The organism is Actinoplanes sp. NPDC089786 (assembly GCF_040684855.1).
GTDB lineage: Bacteria > Actinomycetota > Actinomycetes > Mycobacteriales > Micromonosporaceae > Actinoplanes.
Genome location: NZ_JBFBGU010000009.1, coordinates 66,801 through 89,996, shown reverse-complemented (window position 1 = coordinate 89,996; position 23,196 = coordinate 66,801). Strand labels below are relative to the sequence as shown.

The 23,196-nt window shown below is 71.8% G+C and carries 21 protein-coding genes; 8 read left to right on the top strand and 13 right to left on the bottom strand.

Annotated features, from left to right (window positions below):
* Positions 1-9 precede the first annotated feature (9 nt).
* Positions 10-1,623, top strand: a complete 1,614-nt coding sequence (locus AB0O15_RS25175) for an ATP-binding protein (protein WP_364322853.1) — start codon at positions 10-12, stop codon at positions 1,621-1,623.
* A gap of 645 nt (positions 1,624-2,268) precedes the next feature.
* Positions 2,269-3,915 carry an MFS transporter gene (locus tag AB0O15_RS25170; protein WP_364322851.1) on the top strand — a complete coding sequence of 549 codons (1,647 nt, stop codon included), beginning with the start codon at positions 2,269-2,271 and terminating at the stop codon, positions 3,913-3,915.
* A 345-nt stretch (positions 3,916-4,260) separates the two neighbouring features.
* Here the strand turns inward: AB0O15_RS25170 and AB0O15_RS25165 are convergent, their stop codons facing one another.
* Positions 4,261-5,265, bottom strand: coding sequence for a LacI family DNA-binding transcriptional regulator (locus AB0O15_RS25165; RefSeq protein ID WP_364322849.1), 1,005 nt, complete (start codon positions 5,263-5,265; stop codon positions 4,261-4,263).
* A gap of 74 nt (positions 5,266-5,339) precedes the next feature.
* Between AB0O15_RS25165 and AB0O15_RS25160 the strand changes: the two genes are divergently transcribed.
* The gene (locus AB0O15_RS25160) at positions 5,340-6,518 is read left to right on the top strand and encodes a Gfo/Idh/MocA family oxidoreductase (RefSeq protein ID WP_364322847.1); all 1,179 of its coding nucleotides are present in this window, start codon (positions 5,340-5,342) and stop codon (positions 6,516-6,518) included.
* A complete protein-coding gene (locus AB0O15_RS25155; RefSeq protein WP_364322845.1) occupies positions 6,515-7,522 on the top strand; it encodes a sugar phosphate isomerase/epimerase in 1,008 nt (335 codons plus the stop codon). Before AB0O15_RS25160 ends, AB0O15_RS25155 begins: the two co-directional genes overlap by 4 nt.
* 75 nt (positions 7,523-7,597) lie before the next feature.
* Here the strand turns inward: AB0O15_RS25155 and AB0O15_RS25150 are convergent, their stop codons facing one another.
* Both AB0O15_RS25150 and AB0O15_RS25145 read right to left on the bottom strand, forming a co-directional pair.
* A complete protein-coding gene (locus AB0O15_RS25150; RefSeq protein ID WP_364322843.1) occupies positions 7,598-7,969 on the bottom strand; it encodes a VOC family protein in 372 nt (123 codons plus the stop codon).
* A gap of 21 nt (positions 7,970-7,990) precedes the next feature.
* Positions 7,991-8,554, bottom strand: coding sequence for a TetR/AcrR family transcriptional regulator (locus tag AB0O15_RS25145; protein ID WP_364322841.1), 564 nt, complete (start codon positions 8,552-8,554; stop codon positions 7,991-7,993).
* 86 nt (positions 8,555-8,640) lie between these two features.
* On the opposite strand from AB0O15_RS25145, the gene AB0O15_RS25140 reads away from it, so the two are divergent.
* On the top strand, positions 8,641-9,372 hold the full coding sequence (locus tag AB0O15_RS25140; protein ID WP_364322839.1) for an SDR family oxidoreductase: 732 nt from the start codon (positions 8,641-8,643) through the stop codon (positions 9,370-9,372).
* A gap of 5 nt (positions 9,373-9,377) precedes the next feature.
* On the opposite strand, the gene AB0O15_RS25135 is transcribed toward AB0O15_RS25140, so the two are convergent.
* Positions 9,378-10,070: an SDR family oxidoreductase gene (locus tag AB0O15_RS25135; RefSeq protein ID WP_364322837.1), complete on the bottom strand. Its 693-nt coding sequence runs from the start codon at positions 10,068-10,070 to the stop codon at positions 9,378-9,380.
* Between the two features lie 48 nt (positions 10,071-10,118).
* Positions 10,119-10,766 (bottom strand): helix-turn-helix domain-containing protein, encoded by a 648-nt coding sequence (locus AB0O15_RS25130; protein WP_364322835.1) that lies wholly within the window; start codon positions 10,764-10,766, stop codon positions 10,119-10,121.
* Between the two features lie 122 nt (positions 10,767-10,888).
* Between AB0O15_RS25130 and AB0O15_RS25125 the strand changes: the two genes are divergently transcribed.
* From AB0O15_RS25125 to AB0O15_RS25115, 3 genes are read left to right on the top strand one after another with little or no spacing between them, the layout of a single operon-like run.
* Entirely contained in the window at positions 10,889-11,527 is a 639-nt protein-coding gene (locus AB0O15_RS25125) for an NAD(P)-binding oxidoreductase (protein ID WP_364322833.1), read from the top strand.
* Positions 11,524-12,303, top strand: a complete 780-nt coding sequence (locus tag AB0O15_RS25120) for an SDR family NAD(P)-dependent oxidoreductase (RefSeq protein WP_364322831.1) — start codon at positions 11,524-11,526, stop codon at positions 12,301-12,303. Before AB0O15_RS25125 ends, AB0O15_RS25120 begins: the two co-directional genes overlap by 4 nt.
* Complete coding sequence (locus AB0O15_RS25115; protein ID WP_364322829.1) at positions 12,288-12,650, top strand: alpha/beta hydrolase fold domain-containing protein; 363 nt, start codon at positions 12,288-12,290, stop codon at positions 12,648-12,650. Before AB0O15_RS25120 ends, AB0O15_RS25115 begins: the two co-directional genes overlap by 16 nt.
* Before the next feature lie 186 nt (positions 12,651-12,836).
* On the opposite strand, the gene AB0O15_RS25110 is transcribed toward AB0O15_RS25115, so the two are convergent.
* The 8 genes from AB0O15_RS25110 to AB0O15_RS25075 form a co-directional block, all read right to left on the bottom strand.
* Positions 12,837-15,578, bottom strand: coding sequence for a protein kinase (locus AB0O15_RS25110; RefSeq protein WP_364322826.1), 2,742 nt, complete (start codon positions 15,576-15,578; stop codon positions 12,837-12,839).
* Positions 15,579-15,718: 140 nt separating this feature from the next.
* Positions 15,719-15,994, bottom strand: coding sequence for a YggT family protein (locus AB0O15_RS25105; protein WP_364322824.1), 276 nt, complete (start codon positions 15,992-15,994; stop codon positions 15,719-15,721).
* A gap of 52 nt (positions 15,995-16,046) precedes the next feature.
* On the bottom strand, positions 16,047-17,306 hold the full coding sequence (locus AB0O15_RS25100; protein ID WP_364322822.1) for a HAMP domain-containing sensor histidine kinase: 1,260 nt from the start codon (positions 17,304-17,306) through the stop codon (positions 16,047-16,049).
* The gene (locus AB0O15_RS25095) at positions 17,303-17,980 is read right to left on the bottom strand and encodes a response regulator transcription factor (RefSeq protein ID WP_364322820.1); all 678 of its coding nucleotides are present in this window, start codon (positions 17,978-17,980) and stop codon (positions 17,303-17,305) included. The genes AB0O15_RS25100 and AB0O15_RS25095 overlap by 4 nt, the downstream gene beginning before the upstream one ends.
* 22 nt (positions 17,981-18,002) lie before the next feature.
* Entirely contained in the window at positions 18,003-19,274 is a 1,272-nt protein-coding gene (locus AB0O15_RS25090; RefSeq protein ID WP_364322817.1) for a cation:proton antiporter, read from the bottom strand.
* On the bottom strand, positions 19,271-20,599 hold the full coding sequence (locus tag AB0O15_RS25085; protein ID WP_364322815.1) for a cytochrome P450: 1,329 nt from the start codon (positions 20,597-20,599) through the stop codon (positions 19,271-19,273). The genes AB0O15_RS25090 and AB0O15_RS25085 overlap by 4 nt, the downstream gene beginning before the upstream one ends.
* Positions 20,596-21,627 carry an alpha-hydroxy acid oxidase gene (locus AB0O15_RS25080; RefSeq protein WP_364322813.1) on the bottom strand — a complete coding sequence of 344 codons (1,032 nt, stop codon included), beginning with the start codon at positions 21,625-21,627 and terminating at the stop codon, positions 20,596-20,598. The genes AB0O15_RS25085 and AB0O15_RS25080 overlap by 4 nt, the downstream gene beginning before the upstream one ends.
* A 3-nt stretch (positions 21,628-21,630) precedes the next feature.
* Positions 21,631-23,187 carry an NAD(P)-binding domain-containing protein gene (locus AB0O15_RS25075; RefSeq protein WP_364322811.1) on the bottom strand — a complete coding sequence of 519 codons (1,557 nt, stop codon included), beginning with the start codon at positions 23,185-23,187 and terminating at the stop codon, positions 21,631-21,633.
* Between the last annotated feature and the right edge of the window lie 9 nt (positions 23,188-23,196).

Here is a 23,196-nt window from a genome sequence, read left to right as displayed (position 1 = left end):
ACGCAAGACGTGTCCGAGCGAGTCGACGACGTCGACGGCGTGGTGCGCCAGGCGCAGGCCGTGCTCGCGGTAACGCTGCAGGCCTACGTGGCCATCGACACCGAGGGCCGGGTGCTGGGGTGGAATCCCGCCGCCGAGAGAATTTTCGGATTCACTCCCGCGCAGGCGTGCGCACGCGACCTGGCTGACCTGATCATCCCGGTCCGGTTCCGTGACGCGCACCGCGCCGGTATGGCCCGCCTCGCCGCCGGTGAACCCGGCCGGGTCCTCGGGCAGCAGCTGCAGCTGGCCGCTGTGCACCGCGACGGTCATGAGTTCCCGATCGAATTGACTCTGACCGTGACCGATGAACCGGGCGGGCGGGTGTTCCACGCCTTCGCCCACGACGACACCACCGCGCAGCGGGCGGTCCGGTTCGCCGTGGTGGAGGCCGCCGTGGCCGGCGGCCTGGCCGTGGCCGAGTCCAGTACCGTCGCCGCCGCCCGGGTGGTGGAAGCCCTCGGGGTGAGGATGGGCTGGCCGGTGGTGGAGCTGTGGCTGGTCGACGATCACCGGCAGGTGCTGACCTGCGTCGCCCGCCACACCGAGCCCGGCCAACGCCTGGGCGACTTCGCCCTCGACGAGCTGGAGCCCGGTATCGGGCTGCCGGGCCGGGTCTGCGCCGACGGCGCCGCACGATGGATTCCGGACCTGTCCGCCGACGGGGTGTCGCTGCGCAGCGCCGCCGCCGCGCGGATCGGGCTGCGCGTCGCCGTCGGTGTGCCGCTGGCTTTCGGCCGGCACACCCTCGGGGCGCTGTGCGTCTACGCCGAACGGATGGACGACCCCGAAGACACTCTGCTCGGGCTGCTCGGCAGGCTCGCCGCGCAAGTCGGGCAATACCTCGAGCGGCGCCGGGCCGAGGAACTGACCGTGGAACTGGCCCGCACCAAAGACGAGTTCCTGACCATGGTCACCCACGAACTGCGCAACCCGTTGGCGGTTATCAGCAGCAGCACGGCGCTGTTGGACGAGGAACTCGACGAACTCACCAGTGAGCAGCAGCACGAATACCTGCGCATCATCACCCGCAGCGCGCAGCGCCTGTCGGTGATGACCGACGATCTGCTCGACCTGGCCCGCCTCGAATCCGGGCACCTCGCCGTGGACCCGATCGACACCGACCTACGCGACATCATCGAGCAGGCCGTACAGGCGAACGCGACACTGGCCGCCGGCAAACAACTCACCGTGACCATGCAGCTGCCCGAACGGCTCGCCCTGCACGCCGACCCCACCCGGCTGCGCCAGGTCGCCGACAACCTGCTCTCCAACGCCATCAAATACACCCCCGCCGGCGGCACCATCACGATCGCCGCCGGCCTCGACGACACCGGCGAGACGATCACCTGGACCGTCGCCGACACCGGCATCGGCATCCCCACCGCCGACCAGACCCGGTTGTTCCGCCGCTTCTACCGCGCCTCCACCGCTCTGGAGAAATGCATTCCCGGCACCGGCCTCGGCCTGGTCATCACCCGCACGATCGTCGAACGCCACCACGGCACCATCACCCTGGCCGAGCACACCGGGCCCGGCACCACCTTCATCGTGCGGCTGCCCAGCACGACACCCAGCGCCTGACCCTGCCCGGAGCGAGCCAGCCCCCGGATGGTGGTTCACCCGAACGTGCAGTGCGCCGCGCATGTCGCGTGATCTGGGGCGGCGCAGACGCTTAACTGCACACCAGACGACCTCTCTGGGATGGGGTAGCTCGTGCCGCATATCCGCGCCGCAGTGCTGGAATCCGACGACCGGTTGCAGGCGGTCGCGCCGGCGCGCCGGGTGTTGCCGGCCCGGACGTGTGCGTGCGTTCGCCGGGGCGCCTCTGCGTGATGCTGCGGGGCGGGCCGTCGGTGCGGTGATCGGGGGGCGCCCCGTGGCCGTCCGGACCCGTTCATGAGGCAGTCGGTGGACCCGTATCCCATCGCCTCCCGGTCGATGGCTAGGGGGTGCGCATGGATGGCGCGCCCCGGCGCAACCGGCGGTCCCGCGGCCGTGATCGCGGCGATGCCCGACGGGTGCACGAGCGAGAGGACTCGCCCAAACGACATTTGAATGCCAGGGGTGTGCCATTTAACGAAGGACATCGATGCGTGCGGAACCCGCGCAGTTCGGTGGCCAGCCGACCCGCTCCAAACGCTGTCACCAGTTTGGGGAGCTGACGGCGTGTCGGGGGATGGGGAGACTGGGGAGCGCTGGCGGTGGGCTGTTGACAAGGGGTGACTGATGGCTGCTGTGTCGGCCGGCCCGCGATCTGGGCGGCCTGGGGCTGCGGTGTGTCTTCTGGTCGCGGTGACGGGTTACAGCCTGACGTTTTGGGCCTGGTCGCTGGCCGGTCCCTTCGGGCCGGCGCCGCAGCTGTGGCCCGGGCTGGGTGGCGGCGGTCCGTTGCTGGCCGTGCTCGCCGCAGTCATCGTGGGGTCGTTGGGGCGCATCCCGGTCGGGGTGTGGACCGACCGGTACGGCGCCGGGATCGTCCTGCCTGTGATCAGCGTCCTGGCCGCCGCCGCTGTGCTGCTGCTCACCGTGGCGGGGCCGGGCCTCGGGACAATGGCGGCGGCGCCGTTGGGAGTGGGCGGCACCAGCTTCGCGGCCGGTGCCGCCGTGGTGATCCGGGCATTCCCGCCGGGCCGGCGCGGCGTGTGGCTGAGCGTCTTCGGCGCCGGCATGGGCTTGGCGTCGGCGGCGGCCATCGTCTCCCGGCTGTGGATCGTGGTCGACCGCCGTAGTGGGCTGCCGCTGCTGGCCTTGGCCCTGATCGGTCACGCCATCGTCGCCGCCGTGCTGCTGCACGAGCGGTCCAGACCGGCGAGGTATCGCGCCAGGGGCCGGGACATCGTGTTGACGCTGCTGCGGTTACCAGCGACCCGCTACCTGTGCGCCTGGTACGCGGTGGGGTTCGGCGGTCTCGTCGCCGCCGGCCTGTACCTGCCGGCCTATCTCCACCGTTGCCACCAACTGCCGGCCGGGAACGCCACACTGGTCACCGGAGCCTGCCTGACCCTTGCCGCCGCCTGCCGGCCGCTCGGCGGCTGGCTCTGCAGAAGGCACAACCCGGTGAGGGTTCTCCGCAACGGGTTCACCGGCGCAGGGCTCGCTGTGCTTGCGCTTGCTCTGCAACCCGACCTCGCCGTCGCCACTGGCGCGCTCGGCGTCTTGGCCGCTTGCCTGGGCAGTGCGAGCGGGGCCGTCCAAGCGCTCATCGGTGACACCGCACACCTGCGACACGCCGGCCTGCTGGCCGGCACGGTCGGCGCGATCGGTGGTCTGGCCGGCGTGCTGCCGCCGTTGTTGCTGGCCGGCACCTACGGGATCAGCGGCACCTACGGGGTCGGACTGACCCTGCTGGCCGCCGTCGTCATGTCCACCGCGTGGCATCTGCACCGCCACCGCCAGGTGATCACCGCGACACTCGCCTTCCCGGACACCGAAGCCTTCCCGGACGACCCAGCCCCTCCCGTCGTCGCGGTGACGTCGCCAAGTCACCGCAGCCCAGGAGAGCAGGCCGATGGCATCGCCACGCTTGCCCGCTTGGCCACCGAACGCGAACTGGTCATTGTCGCGGAAACAACTGCCGGCGGGAGCGGACATCCGATCATCGCAGGACTGCGGATGCGCCTACCCCGACACCGCATCGTCGGGCTCACCAGCGACGGCTGCCCGCACTCGCATGAGATCAGCCTCATCACTGAACTCGTCCACGACGGCGTATTGCCCGTCATCGAGACTCGCGGCGCCGCCGGCGCCGAAATCGTGGCCGCGAGCCTCACTGTCGCGCTGGGAACCACCGACATCCTGCGCCTCAGCAGCCCGCCACTGAACGACTCCAGCCGGCAACCCCTGGATGCCAGTCAGCCCGGCAGGCACCCGTAGCGACGCAGCATGTGGCCCGGAATCCAACCGTCAATCCTGAGTAGACGTGAAGGCTTGGGGGTGGGTCGTGGTTGGTGGAGATGATCACCTGCCATGACCGATAAGGCATTGATGAACGTAACGCTATAGTCGGTGTGGAACCCGCGTGGTTCGGTGGCAAGCCGACCCGCGCCGCAGCCGCGCCCGGGCGCGGCGAGCAGGGGAAGCGGCGCGGCAGCAGTGCGGCGGGCGCGGAACTTTCCCTAGACCTAGACAGCAACAGGGCCGCTCCACCCCATGGCGAACGCGGCCCCGAAACACCCGAGCCGGTGGGCCTCGGCGGCCTCGGACATCGGCGGATGGCGGTCAGGCCCTGGCTCTCGTCGAGCCGGGGTGACGGGCGGTCGTGCCCCGGATCACCAGGCGCGGCTCGAGGACCACCTCGACCCGGTCGGTGCGCCGCTCGTCGAGCCGGGACACCGCCGCCGCGACCGCGTGCCGGGCCTGGGCCGGGGCGTCCTGGTTCACGGTGGTCAGGTCGATGTGGGCGAGGCGCGCGAGCGTGCTGTCGTCGTAGCCGACCACCGACATCGCGCCCGGAACGTCGACGCCCGCCCGGAGGAACGCGTCGAGCAGGCCGACCGCGCAGCGGTCGTTGGAAGCCACGACGGCCGTGGAAGCCGACCCGACCAGCGCGCGCCCCGCCCGGATCCCACCCTCCTCGGTGTGATCGCCGGCGATCACCCGCGGCGCGAGGCCCGCGCGGCGCATGGCGGTCCGGTAACCGCGACGCCGGGTCGTCGCCACCGCGCCCCTGCCGCCGTCGACGAAGGCGATGTCCCGGTGGCCGAGCGAGATCAGGTGGCCGAGGGCGGCGGCCACCCCGACGTCGTCGGCCGGGCGGACGACGTCGACGGCGGCCGAGTCGACCTGGCGTCCGACGACCACGACCGGCACCTGGGCGGCGACCTTCTCCAGCGCCGACGCGGAGGAGTCCGGCCCGAGCAGCAGCACGGCCTCACACCGGAAGTCGAGCAGGGATTCGAGAGCGCGCTCCTCGGAATGACTGCGGGTGAGCGTGGACAGCACCACCTCGTACCCGATCCGATCGGCCTCGACCTGGATCTCCTCGACCAGTTCGGCGTGGTAGGGGCTGCGCACGTCGAGCAGCACCCCGAGCTGGTGCCGCCGGCGCCGGGCCAGCAGCGACGCGGCCCGGTCGGCGCGGTAGCCCAGCTCGGCGGCGGCGGCGAGCACCCGTTGCCGGGTCTGCTCGCTGGGCCCGGGGGCGCCGCGCAGCACCAGCGACACCGAGGCCGTCGAGACGCCGACCCGCGCGGCGACATCCTCCAGCCGTGGCCGTTGATCCACTCGTCCGCCTCCTTGACAGCCCGCCGGGACACCGCAGACAGTACTCGTTATTAAAGCGCTTTAAAGTGAGCCCCATGACCCATGAGATCGGCGTGGCGGTGATCGGCGCGGGCATGGTCGGCCGCGCACACGCCAGCGCCTACCGCAACGCGGCGAGCCTCTACGACCTCGGCGGCCCGTCGGCCCGTCTGGTCGCCATCGCCGACCTGCACGAGCCGTTCGCCACCGACGCCGCCCGCCGGTTCGGCTACGAGAAGGCCGAGACCGACTGGCGCCGGGTCATCGACGACCCGGACGTGCACGCGATCAGCGTCGCCGTCGCCAACCACCTGCACCGCGAGATCACGGTGGCCGCCCTGCAAGCGGGCAAGCACGTTCTCTGCGAGAAGCCGCTCGCGCCCACGATCGCCGACGCCCAGGCCATGGTGGACGCCGCATCGGCTTCGAACGACAGCGTCGACGCCGTCGGCTTCACGTTCCGCCGCTCCCCCGCCATCGCCGCGGTCAAGCAGCAGGTCGAGGAGCACCTCGGCCCGGTACGCCACTTCATCGGCAACTACTGGTGCGACTACGGCTTCGACCCGCAGCGTCCGATCAGCTGGCGCTACCAGGGCGGCCCGGGCAGCGGCGTGCTGGCCGACATCGGCAGCCACCTGACCGACCTGGCCGAGTTCTTCTGCGGCCAGACCGTCGGCGTGCGGGGCGCCACGATGGCCACCCTGATCAAGGACCGGCCGCGCCCGCTCGGGATGGCCCGGGGCCACGCCGGCGGCGTCGCGCTCAGCGACCGGCGGGACCCGGTCGAGAACGAGGACGTCTGCACCTTCACCAGCAGCTACGCCAACGGCGCGGTGGGCACCTTCGCGCTGTCCCGCGTCGCCTACGGGCACGCCAACACCCTGAGGTTCGACCTGTTCTGCGAGCGCGGCACCGCGTCGTTCGACCTGAACCGGCCGGCCGAGTTCGGCATCGTCGACGACGGGCCGGCCCAGGCCGGCAACGGCGCCCGCACGGTGTCGGTCGGCCCGTGGCACCCCTACCTCGCGGGCGGCCTGCCGATGGACTTCCCCACGGTCGGCCACGGCCAGAACGACTTCTTCACCTTCCAGGCCCGCGCCTTCCTCGACCAGATCGGCGGCCTCGACCGCCTGCCCGCCTGCCCCGACATGGCGCACGGGCTGCACAACCTCCGCGTCCTCGACGCGGTCACGAACGCCACCGAGAAGCCCGCGTACGTGGAGGAATCCGCATGAGACTCGGCGCGTACACCGCCTGCCTGCACGACCGCCCCCTCGACGAAGCCTTGACGATCCTGGCCGAGCTCGGCCTGACCAGCGCCGAAATCAACACCGGCGGCTTCATCGGCGCCCCGCACATCCCGATCGACGACCTGCTGGCGAGCGAGACCGCGCGCCAGGACTACCTCGGGCGGTTCGACCAGAAGGGCATCACGCTGACCGGCCTCAACTGCAACGGCAACCCGCTGAACCCGGACCCGCGGGTCGGCCCGAAGCACGCCGCCGACCTGCACCGCAGCATCGAGCTGGCGGCCGCGCTCGGCGTCAGACGCGTCGTCACGATGTCCGGCCTCCCGGGCGGTCACACCGGCGCGAAGACCGCCAACTGGGTCGTCAACCCGTGGGACAGCCAGTTCACCGACATGCTGACCTACCAGTGGGACGAGGTCGCCGTCCCGTTCTGGACCGACATCCAGGCCCGCGCGGCCGCCGCCGACGTCAAGGTCTGCATCGAGATGCACCCGCACAACATCGTCTTCAACCCGGCCACCCTGGAGCGCCTGGTCGAGCGGACCAACGCCACCCACGTGGGCGCCGAGATGGACCCCAGCCACCTCTTCTGGCAGGGCATCGACCCGATCGCCGCGGTCCGCCACCTGGGCGAACTCGTCTTCCACACCGCAGCCAAGGACACCCGGATCAACGCCGGGAACGTCAAGCTGCACGGCGTACTCGACGATCGTTTCACTCCTGCCCCGGCCGACGCCGAACCGCTCAACCTGGGCGGCGCCAACACCCTCAACCAGTGGCCGCGGTCACCGTCCTGGCAGTTCGTGGCGGTCGGCCGCGGCCACGGCGTCGACGACTTCTGGACCCCGTTCCTGCAGGCCCTGGCCGACATCGATCCCGGCATGGCGGTCAACATCGAGCACGAGGACGCCGAGCTCGGCCAGATCGAGGGACTCCGTCAGGCCGCCGACAACCTGCGCTCCGCGGCGAAGAACGTCAAAATCGTTTGAGGGGTACGCCCACCCACGGTCCCGCCATCTCGGCGAGCCCGCCGGGTGGGCGCGCCTTTGCCGCCCGTTCCGGGCTCAGCTGCCGGGTCGTTCCAGGGGCGACCCGACCCGGTGCAGTGACCCGTCCGGATCCACATAGGAGAACTCCCGCAGGCCCCAGGCCGTGTCGCGGGGCGGGCTCAGGCGGCCGCCCACGCCGGCCGCCGCCCACTCGGCGTGCACCGCGTCGGCGTCCGAGACGTACAGGTAGACCATCGACGACGTGGTCAGCGGGTCGTGGCCGGTCACCTCGCTCAGGTGCAGCGAGATCCCGTCCCGGTCGGCGTACCCGTAGCGTTCCGGCCCGGCGTAGGCGCTCGCCTCGAATCCCAGCCGGCGGTACCGGTCGAGCGCGACCTCCAGGTCGCGGACGGGCAGGATCGGCGCGATGCGCGTGAAGGTGGCCACCCCGGCAGCGTAGGCCGTATTTCATGGCCCGGGCCGGCCGGCCGGGCTGAGGCCGGCCAGCACCACCGACCGCAGCCGCGGCGCCCGGACGGATCGCTCGGCCGGCGTCAGCAGCGACAGATAGCCGATCAGCAGGACGACATCACGAGCGTCGACGTCGTCGCGTACGGTCCCCGCCTCCCGCCCCGCGGACAGCAGCATCTCGACGGCCGCCGCGATCTGGTCACGGCTGTGCGAGGTGACGTCGGCGCGCATCGCGGCCTCGACGGCGGCGAAGACGCCCCGTTTCACCCAGGCGTACTCCTCGACCCGCTCCAGCCACCGCTCCAGGGCCTCGCCGGCCGGCAACTCCCGCACCAGCACGGCCGCCGCGTCACACATCTCGTCGAGGTCCAGCCGATAGACCTCCAGCAGCAGGTCGTTCCGCGTGGGGAAATGCCGGTACAGGGTTCCCTGACCGACGCCGGCCGCCTTGGCGATCTCGTTCAGCCGCACCTCGGCCACGTCGTCGGCGCTGGTCACGATGTCTCGCGCCGCCCGCAGGATCCGGTCACGATTCTCGGTCGCGTCGGCGCGTGGGGTCATCGTCACATCCTTTCGGCTCGCTCATCCGGACACGTGTCCGCTAACATTGGACACGTGTCCACTTCCTCGACAACGGAGGTTACGCCATGACGAACAAGGTTGTCGCGATCACCGGCGCCAGCAGCGGCATCGGCGAGGCGACCGCGCGCGAGCTGGCCGGCCGGGGCGCGGCCGTGGTGCTGGGCGCCCGCCGCACCGATCGTCTCGAGAAGCTGACCGCCGAGATCCGCGCCCGGGGCGGCCGGGCGGCCCACCGCCAGGTCGACGTCACCGCGCCGGCCGACCTGGCCGCCCTGGTCGAGCTGGCCGTCACCGAGTTCGGCCGCCTCGACGTCCTGGTCAGCAATGCCGGCATCAGCAAGATCGGCCCGGTCGCCGACCTCGACCTGGCCGGCTGGCAGGCCATGATCGACGTCAACGTCCACGGCGTCCTGCACGGCCTGGCCGCGGCCCTGCCCGTCTTCGAACGCCAGCGCCGCGGCCACCTGGTCACCACGATCTCCACGGCCGGCCTGAAGATCACCCCCACGATGGCCGTCTACGGCGGCACGAAGAACGCCGTCCGCACCATCCTCGAGGGCCTGCGCCAGGAATCCACCGCCGGCTGGCTGCGCACCACTTCGGTCTCCCCCGGCTACGTCCGCACCGAACTGGCCGACAGCATCGACGACCCGGCCCTGCGCGACCAGATCCGCCGCACCATGAACGCCTTCGCCCTCGACCCGTCCGCCGTGGCCCGGGCCATCGCCTTCGCCATCGACCAGCCCGAAGACGTCGAGATCGGCGACATCACCATCCGCCCCACCACCCAGGATTAGCAGTGCTACAGGCTCTGGCCGCCGGAGAGGTCGATGATGCTGCCGGTGGCCCACTGGAACGCGTCGGACAGGATCGCGGGCACGGCCGCCGTGATGTCGTCGACGCCGGCGATCCGGCCCTGGGCGATGGTGTGGGCCGCGAGCTCCTTGACCCGGTCCGACCGCATGATGCCGCCGGCGAAACCGGTCTCGGCGGCGCCGCCCATGATCGCGTTCACCCGGATCGAGCGGGCGGCCAGTTCCACGGCCTGATAGCGGGTCAAGACCTCGATGGCGCCCTTGACCGCGGCGTACGCCGACATGCCGGGCACCACACCGCGGGTGATCGCGGTCGTCACGTTGAGCACGCGCCCTCCGTCGTTCATCAGCGGAAGCAGGCTCTGGGTCAGGAAGAACGGCGCCTTGAGGTTCGTGTCGACCAGGTCGTCGAACTGCTCGACCGTGGTCTCCTCGAACGCCGCGTAGACGCCGATCCCGGCGTTGTTGATCAGGAAGTCGACCTTCGCGCCGCCGAGCCGCGCTTCCAGCGCGGTGCGGAACGCCGGGTACGTCTCGGTGCGCCGCACGTCGAGCGGCAGAAGGTCGCTGTCGCGGCTGGTTCCGATCACCGTCACGCCCGCCTGGGTCAGGTGGCGGGCCATGCCCTCGCCCAGTCCGCGTCCGGCGCCGGTGATCACTGCGATTTTCGATTGGTTCACACCGGCCAGGATGGGGACGATCCCCGGACCGGGGCGGAAACTGTCCGCTCAGCGGACAGTCATGGCCAGCCGGCGTTCCAGCTCGGTCGCCGCGCGGTGGACCAGGGCCGCCGCCCGTTCGGCCGGACGCTGCGACGACGTGGCGATCTGCAGAGCCACCCGGCGCCGGCCGGGGAGGGTGACCGGGACCGCGTAACAGGTCAGCCCGTCCACCAGATCCTGGTCGTCGACGGCCGCGCCGAACCGCCGGCGCCGTGGCCCGGGGTCGCCGCCCAGGACGATCCCGGCCGCCGTGTCCGCGGGCATGGGCGCGCCCGGGTGCGCGGCGATCGGCAGCTCGTCACGGCCCGGAATCATCTCCAGCGCCACGAACGCGTCGCCGCCCGGCACGACCAGCGACACCGTGGCGCCGGTCTCCTCGCGCAACGACTGGATCACCGTCGCGGCCGACCGGCGCAGCCCCGGCAGCGGTTCGACGCGCTGGGCGAGATCGATCAGACCGGCGGCCAGCACCCAGCGGCCGTCACGCCACTCGGCCGAGCCGGCGGCGGCGAGCTGCCCGAGCAGCCGGTGGACGGTCGGCCGGGGCAGGCGGGTGAGCGTGGCCAGCCGGGCGATCTGCCGGTCCGGGCCGGTCTCGGGCAGCGCCCGCAGCACCCGGAAGGCTCCGTCGACTACGCTCCGGCTGTCTCCCATTCCTTACGTAACGGCCGATCGGGGGCGGTGTTCAACGGGTCCGCGCATCGCTGGCGGGAACCCGGCGACGGGTGGCGCTGATGGCGGTGTCACATGCGGCTGGGCGGGACGAGCATGAGCGCATGCGGTTGTTGATCGTGGGGGCGAGCGGCGGGCTCGGGCGGCAGGTGGTCGGCCGGGCGGTGCCGCGCGGGCATGAGGTGACCGCGCTGGTCCGGCGGGCCGGTTCGGCTCCGGCTCTTCCGGGGGTACGCGAGGAGCACGGCGCCGTGGGTGGCGATCTGGCCGCCGTGTCCGGCGTGATGGCCGGGCAGGAGGCGGTGGTCAGCGCCCTGGGCAATCCGCTGTGGGTGGCCGGGCGGCGCGGGCCGGCCGTGCTGGCGCGGGCGGCGGCCAACCTGGTCACGGCGATGCACCTGCACCGTGTTCGACGCGTCGTGCTTCCGCTGGCCTGGGGCGCCGGGCGGTCCCGGGGTCACACCAGTCCGCCGCTCCGGCTGCTCACCCGGGTGGCGATCCGCCGCGACTACCACGACTTCGACACCGCCGAGGCGATCGTGACCGGCGCCGGGCTGGACGCCACGATCGTCTACTTCGGGGCGCTCACCGACCGGCCCGGGGCGGCCAGAACGGGTGCTTCCCTGCGTACACCATCGCCTTTGGCCGTGAGCCGGACCGGCCTCGCCGCCTGCCTGATCGACCAGGCCGAGTCCCGCGCGGCCGGGGTGACGCGCCTCGCGGTGAGCGGGGCGGCGGCGTGACGCTCGACGGCCGGACCGTGGTCATCACCGGCGCCAGCTCGGGACTCGGCGCCGAGGCGGTGCGGCTGCTGGGCGAGCGGGGCGCGACCGTGCACGCCGTGGGCCGCGACGCCGAACGGACCCGCCGGGTCGGCGGCCGGCACGCGTACACAGTGGACTTCGCGCGGCTCGACGACGTGCGGCGGCTGGCCACCGAGCTACGCGCGCGGCTCGACCACATCGACGTGCTCGCCGCCAACGCGGGCGCGGTGGTGCCGCGCGGTGTCACGGCCGACGGCATCGACGCGGTGTTCCAGGTCAACGCGATCGGTCCCTGGCTGCTGACGACGCTGCTCGCCGACCGGCTCCGGGGCGGCCGGGTGCTGGCCACGAACTCCCGCTCCCACCGCGGCGCGGTGATCGGCGACGTCCCCGCCCTGGCCGAGGGGCGGCCGCCGCTGCCCGGCCATCGGGCGTACGCTCGGGCCAAGCTCGCCGCCGGCATCCTGCTGCGCGAGTTCGGCCGCCGCCACCCCGACGTCGACGTGGGCGACTTCCACCCCGGGATCCTCGCCACCGACTTCGGCCGCTACCTGGGCGAACGCACCGGACGCGCGGCGAAGACGGCGGCCCGCCCGTTCCTCGGCTCCCCCGCCGACGGCGCCGCCTGCCTGGTCGCCCTGGCCGAACGCGACACCCCGCTGGCCGGCGGCTACCACACGCGAGCCCGCCCCGCCCGTGGCGCCGAACAGCTTTATTCGCCCGATCTGGGAAGGGACCTGTGGCCACCGACCTGACCCGCCGCCACCCGTCGCGGCACTTGTTCGCCGACGGTTTCATGCTCACCGACCGCGAGGTCGACTGGTTCCAGCACCAGTACGCGGCCACCGCCGACCGCACCGACCCGCGCCTGTCACCCCTCCTGGCCGACCCCGGCCCCACTCCGGCCACCGTGTGGACGGCCGGCTTCGACCCCCGCCGAGACGAGGGCGAGGCCTACGCCCACAAGCTGAACGCCACCCTCCACCGCGAGCCCGACCTGGTCCACGGCTACCTGAGCTTCTACCCCCTGAGCCGCCGCTTCCGCACCGCCGCCCTGGCCGTGGCCGCCGAAATCCGCGCCACCCTGGCGAAACCCGCCTGACCCGCGCCCGGCATGACCAGAATCGGCTGCCCGGTGACGCGGCGGGCCGCGGCGGCCCGGCCGTGGCCCCCTTGCAACGCCCGGGTCCCACCCCGCCGCCCTGACGAACCTCCGGCTCGATCCGCTTACAACGCCCGGATCTCCCTCGCTGCCCTCACGAACCCCCCCGGCCGGGCCGGGCCGCCCTCAGGGAGTCCGGCTGACCCGGGTGAAGGACTGGGTGGAGGAGTCATCGTCGCCGTAGGTGGTCATCCGGGTGTCCGAGCAGGTGAACGGCGCCCGGTTGTCGCCGTTGCCGAGGTTGCCCCCGTACTGCCGCCTGCCGTCCCGCTTCATCACGAAGGTCAGCTGCCCCGAATACCCGCTGAAGTAGGCCTGCCCGCCGCGCGTCTCGATGCGGTACTTGATGGTGCCCTTGATGGTCTCTTCCCACTTCCGCCCCTTGACGGTCGCGGTCAGCGGCTTGAGTCCACCCCAGGCGTCCACCGCGCGGCCGTCCGGCCAGATCCGTGTGATGGCGCCGCCGGTGCTGGTGAAGCGCGCCTCAACGCCGTTCATCGGCTCGTTGATGACCTGCATCGACACCATCCGCCAGGTCCCCACCAGACAGGGGTCGAGCAACGGATTGACCGGCTTGCTGGCCGCCGGCTTGGCCGAAGCCTTGGAGGGCACAACCGCGAGAGCCGCGCCCTTGCTAGGGCTGACTTCCCGGCCACGCCCACCGTCATCATCCCGAGACCACGCGAACCACAGAACCGGCGCCGCAACCACGACGGCGACAGCCGCCCCCACCGCCACCAACACCCTGCCCGACACACCCCGCCGCCCAGCACCCCCACCTTCAAGCGCCGCAGGCGTCAAAGGCACCGGCCGTGGCTGCCGCGGAACAGCCGCCACCCCGAACCCCGAAACCGCCCCCTCGACAGCCGTCGGGTGCAGAGCCTCGCCCGCCTCCCGAGGAACATCCCGTCCAGCAGCCGTCAACGCTGACACCGGAGGCGCAGAGATCGACGGCGCAGCGACCGGCGAGTTGGGGCCTGTCGACGCTGGGCCCATCGACGCTGGGGTTGGGATAGCCGAGGTTGGGATAGCCGAGGTTGGCGCATCCAGCAGCGCCTCCCCGGTCGCCGGGCCTGGGACGGCCTGCTTAGGGACAGTAGCTGGACCGTGGTCGGGCACCGTCGCATCAGCCGCCGTGACAGCCACCCCGGTGTCCAGCCCATCGGAAGCACCCGCCGAAGCGACAACCTCGGTGTTCCCGCCAAAGACAGAGCCCGCCGATGAAGCAGCTTGGCCGCGTCCGCCCGCGGTAGCCCTGGCCGAATCGATCGCCTCGGTGCTCTCGCTGTCATTACTGCCGGCCGGAGCAGCGGAGTTCCCGGCGTCGGCTACCACCGTTCCCGCCGCGGGCACAGCGACCGTCTCGACATCGGACCGCGCTTCGGCTTCAGTCTCGGCCGGAAGATGACCTGACAATCCGGCAGCCTGGGTCCCGGAGGCGACGGTCACAGATCCAGCACCCGCTTGCCCGGCGGGCCCGGTCGCAGAGGTTGCGCCTGGCAACGCGGCGGCCTCGGTCACGCAATCGGCACCCTGTAGCCCCGAAGGCTCCGTTGCAGAGCCAGCATCCGGCGAACCCACCGGCTCGGTCTCGGCCGGGGAGGCGCCCGGCGACCAGGCAGGCTCCGTCACAGAATCGGCACCCGGCGAACCCACCGGCTCGGTCGTGGCCGGGGTGGAGGCCAACACCGCGCCGGGCGGAAGTGGGGTGTTCTCCGGGAAGACGGCTGCGGTGGGGCCTTCGGGGGTGTCGTGGGAGGTGGGAGCGGCCAGGGTTGGTGGGGGCGCTACGGCGGTGTGGTCGCGGTCGGGGTCGGTGAAGCGGGATTTGCGGCTCGGCGCGGGCAGGAAGCGGGAGAGGCCGCGGCGGTGGGCTGGGGGCGTACTCGGGTCGGGGGTTTTGGCGGCGTTGAGCAGCAACAGCCTGGCCTGGTCGGAGGTCAGGCGGCGCTCGGGGTCCTTCTCCAGGAGGCCCTTGATCACGGGCCACAGCTGGCCGCCATGGGCGGGTGGCTCGGGGCGGGACGACAGGATCGCGGCGATCGTCGTCTGGGTGTCCTCGCGGTGGAAAGGGGATCGGCCGGTCATCGTCAGGTAGAGGGTGACGCCCAGGGACCAGAGGTCGGCGGCGGCGGTGGCGGGCCTGCCGTTGATGCGTTCGGGCGGCATGAAGGCCGGTGAGCCGATCATCTGGCCGGTGACCGTGATGGCGGTGGCGTCGTCGAGGGCGGCGATGCCGAAGTCGGTGAGCACCACGCGGTCGGTGTCGAGCAGGATGTTGGCCGGTTTGACGTCCCGGTGCAGGACGCCCTGGCGGTGGGCGGCCCGGAGCGCGTCGAGCACCCGCAGGCCGATCTCGGCGGCGCGCTGGGCGGGCACGACGCCGGTCTCGCGGATCAGGTCGGCCAGGGACCGCCCGTCGATCAGCTCCATGACGATCCACGGGCGACCGGCCTCGGTGACCACGTCGTGCACGGTGATGATGTCGGGGTGTCTCAGCCGGGCCGCGGCCTGGGCCTCGCGCAACGCCCGCCGGACCAGCGGGTCGCCGGCGTCGACCGGACCGTCGCCGGCCCCGGGGAAGTAGATCTCCTTGATGGCCACGTCGCGGCCGAGCAACTCGTCGTGGGCGTGCCAGACGGCGCCCATCCCGCCCCGCCCGAGCCGTCGCACAAGCCGGTAACGCCCCGCCACGATCCTTGTCGTCCCCCCGGCCATGCCGCGCAATCTACCGTCCTCCCCTGTCCCACCCGCCTCCAGTGCCAGCGTGCGTCCCACCGTCAAGTCACCCGCGCCACGAACACGAAAAGGCCCAGCAGGCCAGCCGCGCCACGAGCACCAAAAGGCCTGCCAGGCCAGCCGCGCCACAGGCACGAAAGAGCCTGGCAAGCCAGCCGCGCCACGAACACCACAACGCCCAGCACGCCAGCCCCGGCCACAGACACGAAAAGGCCCGGCAGGCCGAGGCCTGCCGGGTCAAGAAAGGACGGGAGAGGTGGAGACGGAGGTCAGATGAAGGAGCGGATGATCACGACCGCGAGGAAGACGACGATGAACGAGAGGTCGATGCCGACGCCGCCGAGGCGGAGGGGCGGGAGGACGCGGCGGACGGGACCCAGCACGGGTTCGGTCGCGGCGTGGACGCCGCGGGTCGCGCGGGAACGGAACGTGCCGGGCACGCTGGGGCCGGCCAGCGCCACCGACCAGTCGAGGACGGCTCGGGCGACGAGCAGCAGTTGGAACAGCAGCAGCACGAAGCTCACCAGAGCGAGCACGGGACCCATGGAACTCCTTCGTACTGAGGTAGCGAGCGAGCGAACCTCTACTCTGCGTCACTCAGTTGTGAGAACGCTGAGTTCCGGCTGAGGGTTTCCACGGTACGGCCAGGGGAAGCCGCACCGTGAAGGTCGCGCCCTGGCCCAGCCGCCCGGCCGCGCTGATCGTGCCGCCGTGGCCGGTCACCACCTCGCGCAGCAGCGCCAGGCCGAGGCCGAATCGTCGTTCGTCGCTGCCGCCGCGGTGGAAGCGGTCGAACATCCGCTCGGCGCCGGCCGGGTCGAAGCCTTCCCCGGTGTCGGCCACCACCAGCTCGACCTGACCGGCGACGGGGGCGACGGAGATCGCGATGCGGTCACCCGGATGGGTGTGCCGCAGCCCGTTGGTGATCAGCTCACCGACCACGCGGCGCAGCGCCGATTCGATGCCGGTGACCGGCAGGGGATCGTCGGGCCGGGTCAGCGTCAGGGTCACCCCTTGCTCGGCGGCCCGGTCGACGTCGGCGGCGGCCGAGGACTCGACCAGGGCGGCCAGGTCGATCGGCCCGTCGGGCGACGACGCCGGCGCCGCGGCGAGGCGGGCCGAGAGCAGCAGTTCGTCGACGATCTCGCCGAGCCGCCGGGTCGCGCCGACCAGCCGGTCGAGTTCGGCGTTCTGGCCGCCGGGGTCGGACCGGCTGAGCCGCCGGGCGATGAGCTGGGCCCGGGTGTGCACCTGCGCGATCGGCGTACGCAGCTCATGGCTGGCGTCGGCGACGAACCGCCGCTGCCGGGTGAGCGCCTCGGCCAGCGGCCGGACCGCCTGGTGCCCGACGACCATGGCGGCGAACCCGGCCGCGACCAGCCCGACGAGGGCGGCCAGGGCCAGCGCGAGCAGCAGGTGGCGCCGGTCGGCGAGCTGGTAGCGGGCGTCGAACACGACCTGCACGATGTCGGCGCCGCGGGCCTGGGTGCGTACGTGGTAGACGGTGTCGCCGCTGGGCACCGCGGTGACCCGGACCTCGCCGCGGGCGGCCGCGTCCATGTCGGCGAGCAGCGGGAACCCGGCCGGCGCCGGCGCGCGGCCGGTGGTCAGCACGCCGTCGCGGCGGACGATCTGCCACACGCAGTTGGGCGGCCCGGACGGGTCGGCGCTCGCCACCGCGGTGGCGAGCTCGCGCTGGATGAGGCTGTCCTGCGAGCGGACGAGCGCGAAGTAGGCCACGCCGCCGATCATCGCGACCGACGCGCAGACGATCAGCCCGACCACGATGCCGACCCGGAAGCGGGCGCGGCAGACGACGGCGAGTTCGTCGGGCTCGAGCTGGAGGCCGGTCCTCACGACAGGGCCCCGAGCCGGTAGCCGAGCCCGTGCACGGTCTTCACCGCGCCCCGGCCGAGTTTGCGCCGCAGGTAGTAGACGTAGGTGTCGACGATGGAGGCGGCCGCCGCCTCGTCGAAGACCCGGCGCCGCAGCTCGTTGCGGGAGTGCACCGCGTTGGGCCGGGCGGCCAGCACCCGGAGCAGCTCGAACTCGCGGGCCGACAGTCCGACCCGGCCGCCGTCGGGCAGTTGCACGTCGCGCAGCGACAGGTCGAGCAGGCCGCTGCCGATCCGCAGCGCGTCGGCGGGCTCGGGCACCCGCCGGCACAGGGCCCGGACCCGGGCGCACAGCTCGTCCAGGTCGAAGGGTTTGACCAGGTAGTCGTCGGCGCCGCCGTCCAGCCCGGCGATCCGGTCGCCGACGGTGCCGAGCGCGGTGAGCATCAGCGCCCGGGCCGTGCAGGCCCGGGCGCGCAGCTTGGTGACCAGCGCGAGACCGTCGAGGGCGGGGAGCATCCGGTCGACGACCAGCACGTCGTACGGCCGGGTGAGGCCCAGGTGGAGGCCGCGCTGACCGTCGGCCGCGTCGTCCACGACGTACCCGTCGTCGGCGAAGGTTTCGGTCAGCATTTCCCTGAGCTCGGCATCATCCTCGACCAGGAGAAGCCGATGCGACCTGGCAGCGACGCGCATCCATCGACAATCGCATATGTCTCTACACTTGAACCTGTGATTTTTGACTCAGCAAATATTCGGACCGTCCGGTCCTGATCTCCCGGCGCTCGATCCAGCTCAGCAGGGGCGTGGTCATCAGCGTGGTGACCAGCGCGACGACCACCAGGACGGTGAACATGGCCCGGTCCACGATGCCCGCCTCCAGGCCCACGTTGAGGGCGATGAGCTGCATCAGACCGCGGGCGTTCATCAGCGCGCCGACCCGCAGGGCGACCGGCTGCGGCTCGCCGCGCCAGCGGGCGGCCATCCAGCAGGCCCCGAACTTGCCGGCGACCGCGAGCGTCACGCAGGCGATCGCGAAGAGCAGCACCCTCGGGTCGGAGAGCAGGCCGAACTCCGTACGCAGGCCCGAGAACGTGAAGAAGAGCGGCAGGAACACGGTGGACGCCACCGGGTTGACCGTGTCCACCACCTTCTCGGCCCGCGGCACGTGCGGCATCAGCGCGCCGACCACGAAGGCGCCGAAGACCGCGTAGAGCCCGATCTCGTCGGTGTACCAGGCGACCAGGAACAGCAACGCCACGGTGGCGAGCAGGCGGGTGCGGTCGTCCAGCCGGTCGCTGGTGACGAGCGCGCGGGTGACCCGCCGCCCGAAGAACAGGGCCGCCGCGGCGAACAGCACCGCCCCGCCGATCGTGATCAGCGCCGACGTGAAGACGCCCGAGGCGAACGCCAGGACCAGGGCTAGCCCGATCCAGGCCACGGCGTCGTCGATGGCGCCGCTGGCCAGCGCGACCGAGCCGTGCCGGGTCCCGGCGTGCCCGCGCTCGGTGATGATCCGGGCCAGCATCGGGAAGGCCGTGATGGCCAGGGCCACGCCGACGAAGGCGGCGAGCACGCCCAGCGACACGCCGGGCGGCCGCAGCGGCACGAAGCGGTCGGTCGCGACCACCAGGCCGGCGCCCAGCACCAGCGGCACGGTGATCCCGGCCAGCGACACCGCGCCCGCCGTACCGCCCAGGCCGGTGATCTTGTGGCCGCTGAACGCGTACCCGGCCTGGAACATGAACAGCACCAGGCCGACCTGGCCCAGCACGTAGAGCACGGGCAGCAGCGGGGCCGGGAACAGCGCGTCCTGCACGCCGGGCAGCAGCAGGCCGAGCAGGGACGGCCCGAGCATCACGCCGGCCAGCATCTCGCTGACCACCGGCGGCTGGCCGACCTTGCCGAGCAGCCAGCTCACCAGCTTGCAGAAGATCAGGATCACCGCCACCGCGATGAAGAAGCGAGGCGCCAGTTCAGTGGGTGTCACGTGCGTACCTCCTCGAAATAGCGCGCGCACAGCCGCTGCCGGCGGGCGTCGATGACCATGTACGTGCCGAGGACGAGCTGGATCAGGCTGCGTCCGGTGTCCTCCCAGCGGTCGCGAATCCTGAGAAAACCGAGCTGGAGCCCCCCGGGCGGAGAAACGGACGGCGGGGTGAGATAGGCCGGGCCGCGGGAGGGAAGGGAGCGGGGGTGCGCGGCGGAAGATGCCAAGGCGAAATGCCGCAGGACCGTACGCACGGCCGCCCGCAACATCACCGGCGCCGACCCCCGCGCGGGGCAGGCCCGGTTGGCCGTAACACCGAAGGGGATGAAGTGTGCGTCCGCGCGGCGCAAGGTCAGCCAGCGCGAGGGGTCGAAGGAAGGGTCTGACGCGGCACCCGTGCGCTGGTAGGCCAAGTAGTTGAACAGCAGCACCGACCCGGCGGGCAGGACGGTGCCCGAGGGCAGGGCGATCTCGTCCGAGGTGATCCGGTGCGCCACCCCGAACAGCGGATGCACCCGCAACGTCTCGTCGATCACGCGGTCGATGGCGTCGTCGTCAGCCACCGGAGAAAGAACGCCAGGAGAGCCGGCGACCGACAGCAGGACGTGGGCCATCGCCTCGGACATCTGCACGACCGCGGTGTTGAAGAACGCCCCCTGCAGGTACCACGCGGTCTCCTGCGCGGTGAACGGTTCCGGCAGCGTGACCGGGCAGGTCCCGTTTTCGATGCGGCGCAACAGGTAGCGGGTCATCGCGTGGCGGCGGTCCATGTGCCGCAGCCGGGTGCCCTTGAGCGCGCTCACCACGTCGTCCGCGTTGGCCACGATCAGCTCGCGCGCCTCGGGCGGGCACGGCTCGCCGAAGACCAGCTCGTGGTAGACCTCGGCCCAGACCGGCATCATCAGGTCGCGCAGCCGCACCAGGCTGGTCCGGTCGCCCGGCAACTCCGCCAGCACACGACGGGTGGCCGCGGCGGCCAGTTCATAGGACCGCTGATGGGGTACGGCGAGCACCCGCCGCGTGGTCCGGGCGACGGTCCGGTACCGCTCGCCCGGCTCCAGGTGCTCCTGGTGCATCTGCGGACCGGGCGCCAGCCAGTACCAGAACAGGTCGGAGAGCCCGGCGCCCCGGCTGCGCCCGTCGGCGGCCGGGTGGGCGTACACCAGCTCGAAATCCTCCGGGCCGACCAGCGGACCCGGCACCGGAACGCCCTCCTCGCCGTTCACCCGCGCGAAGATCCACTCCCGGAGGCGGACCACCGCCCTCTGTGCCTCCCGATCGAAGGAAGAATGCCGGCGATCATGACGCTCGCTTCGCTCGGTCATGACGCGGCCACCATGGAGGCGTCGAGGTCGGCGGGGGTGCGGGCCCCGGCCAGCGCCAGCACGTGATCGAGGTCCGCTTCGAACATCGCCAACACGTCGTGTACGCCCGGAGCGCCGCCCGCCGCGAGTCCCCACAGAACGGGCCGCCCCAGCAGCACCGCGGTCGCGCCCAGGGCCAGCGCGACCAGCACGTCCCCGCCACGGCGCACGCCGCCGTCGACCAGCACCGGCACCCGTCCGCCGACCGCCGCCACGACCGCGGGCAGCGCGTCCAGCGTGGCGACCGCGCCGTCGAGCTGGCGGCCGCCGTGGTTGGAGACGATCACCCCGGCCACCCCGGCCGCCACCGCCGCCGAGGCGTCGGCCGGGTGCAGCACGCCCTTGACCAGGATCGGGAGCCCGGTCACCCCGCGCAGCCAGGCGATCGTGTCCCAGCCGAGGGTGTCGTCCATCGCGATGTCCCGCACCCGGCCGTCCGCGTCGCGCATGTTCTCGCAGGCCAGGCCGTCCGGCAGGTCGACGAATCGGTTTCGGCGGTCGCGGTCGCGGCGGCCGAACACCGGCGAGTCGGCGGTGACCACGAGAGCGCGGCAGCCGGCCTTCTCCGCCCGCTCCACCACGGCCGCGGTGAACGCCCGGTCGGGCTGCGGGTAGAGCTGGAACCACAGCGGGCCGCCGGCCTCGGCGATCCGCTCGACCGGCTCGGTGGCGGCCATGCTGACCGTCAGCACGGTCCCGGTGGCCGCGGCCGCCTTCGCGGTGCCGGATTCGCCGTCGGCGTGCGCGAGCCGGTGGAAGGCGGTGGGAGCGACGAGGATGGGCGTCCTGGAGACGCCGCCGGGCAGAACGACGCGAAGGTCGCGGGGACCGGTGGCGCGCAGGACCCGGGGCACGATCTGGCGGCGCTCGAAGGCGGCGATGTTGGCGCGCAGGGTGCGCTCCTCCCCCGCCCCGCCCGCGAAGTAGTCCCAGTAGACCGGTTCGAGCACGCGACGGGCGCGGTCGGCCAGCTCGGTCAGCGCCCGCACGCCTCAGCCCTCGGCGCCGGTGAGGCACCGCCGGACAAACTCGACCAGGGGTTTGACGTGCACCTCGGGCCGGTTCCACTCGTTCTCGAGGTTCTCGGCGAGGTGGTGGGTGGCGACGAGCACGCCCTCGCGGTGGTAGCGGACGACCGGGTGCAGGTAGGCGGCGTCGTGCGCCCGGCTCGCGTCGTCCTGGGAGATCCGGTTGATCGTGACGTCGAACGGGTCGACCTGGTCGTGGCCGGGCCCGTACTCGAGGGTCACCGCGAAGGCGTGGTCGTACTCGTGGTCGGCGGTCATCAGGCCGGTCTCGGTGAAGTACGAGACCGGCATCTCCTCGTGATAGCGCGCCTCTTCGCGGGAGACGGTCACGACATCGGCGAGTACGCCGAACTGCTGCCACAGGCCCGAACTGCGGTTCACCCGCTCGACGATGGACTCGGTGATCGCCTCCGGCATTGGGTCATGGGTGGCGGACGGCCAGGGCCGATTGGCGTACCTTCGATTGAGGATTTTGTGGAGCGCGCGCACCGCATAGCGGAAGCCGTGGACGAAACCGCTGGTGGATTTCTTGAAATCGCGTTCCTGGCTGATCGTGCCGGCGAAGAACAGGCCGGGCACGTTGACCGATTCCCATTCGGGCGTCTGCGCCGGGAAACGGTCGTTGATGGCCAGCTGCGGGCGGCAGGACTCGTCGAAGATCGACGCGTCGAACGCGAATCCGGTGCACGCCAGCACCCGGTCGTAGCGCAGTTCCTTCAACACTTCGCCGGAACGGGTGAAACCGAACGTCACCAGGAAACCGTCGCCGTCCCGCTCGATGTTGCGGACGTGGCCGTCGAGCACCGCGTTGGCCGATTTCAGTTGATACGTGTCGAGGAAATTGTTGTTCACGGCCCGGAGATGGCCGACGTAATGGGTGCGCCAGGCCATCCGCACCGAATGCGGGCCGGCCACATGGATCAGCGTGGTCGTCTCCATCAGCGCGTCGGCGGTCTCGAAGGCCGAGTTGCCCTTGCCGATGATCAGCACCCGCTGATCGAGGAAATCCCGCGGGTCCACCGACATCTCGGTGTACTTCTCGGCCAGCCCGAAACCGGGGATGCCGGGCTCGTAGGCCTTCGAGACGCCGGTGGCGACGATGACGCGGCGCGCCTCGATCTCGTCGTTCACCACGAACACGTCATCGCGGCGGGCGATCTTCGTGACCCGGGTCTGGTAACGGACCTTCACGCCGGTCTTCGCGGCGAAATCGGCCAGGTACCGCACCATCACGTCGGCGTCCGGGAAATAGCGTTCGGTGTATCCGGTGAATCGCAGCGCCGGGTCGTCGCTGAGCAGCGAATTCCAGTCGAGCCGCAGGTTCAGCTCGGGGTCGTCGGATCCGGTGTGCGGTTTGTTGATGGAAATGAGCTGCCGGTGCCGCGGGAAACGCGTGAAGAACGCCCCCGGCCGGTCGGCGCCCTCCAGCACCAGATAGTCGCTTCGCCCTTCGGCCTCCAGCTGTGCCGCGAGCTGGAGGCCGGCCGGCCCGGCCCCGATGATCAGATAATCGACCGTCACGATCGGGAC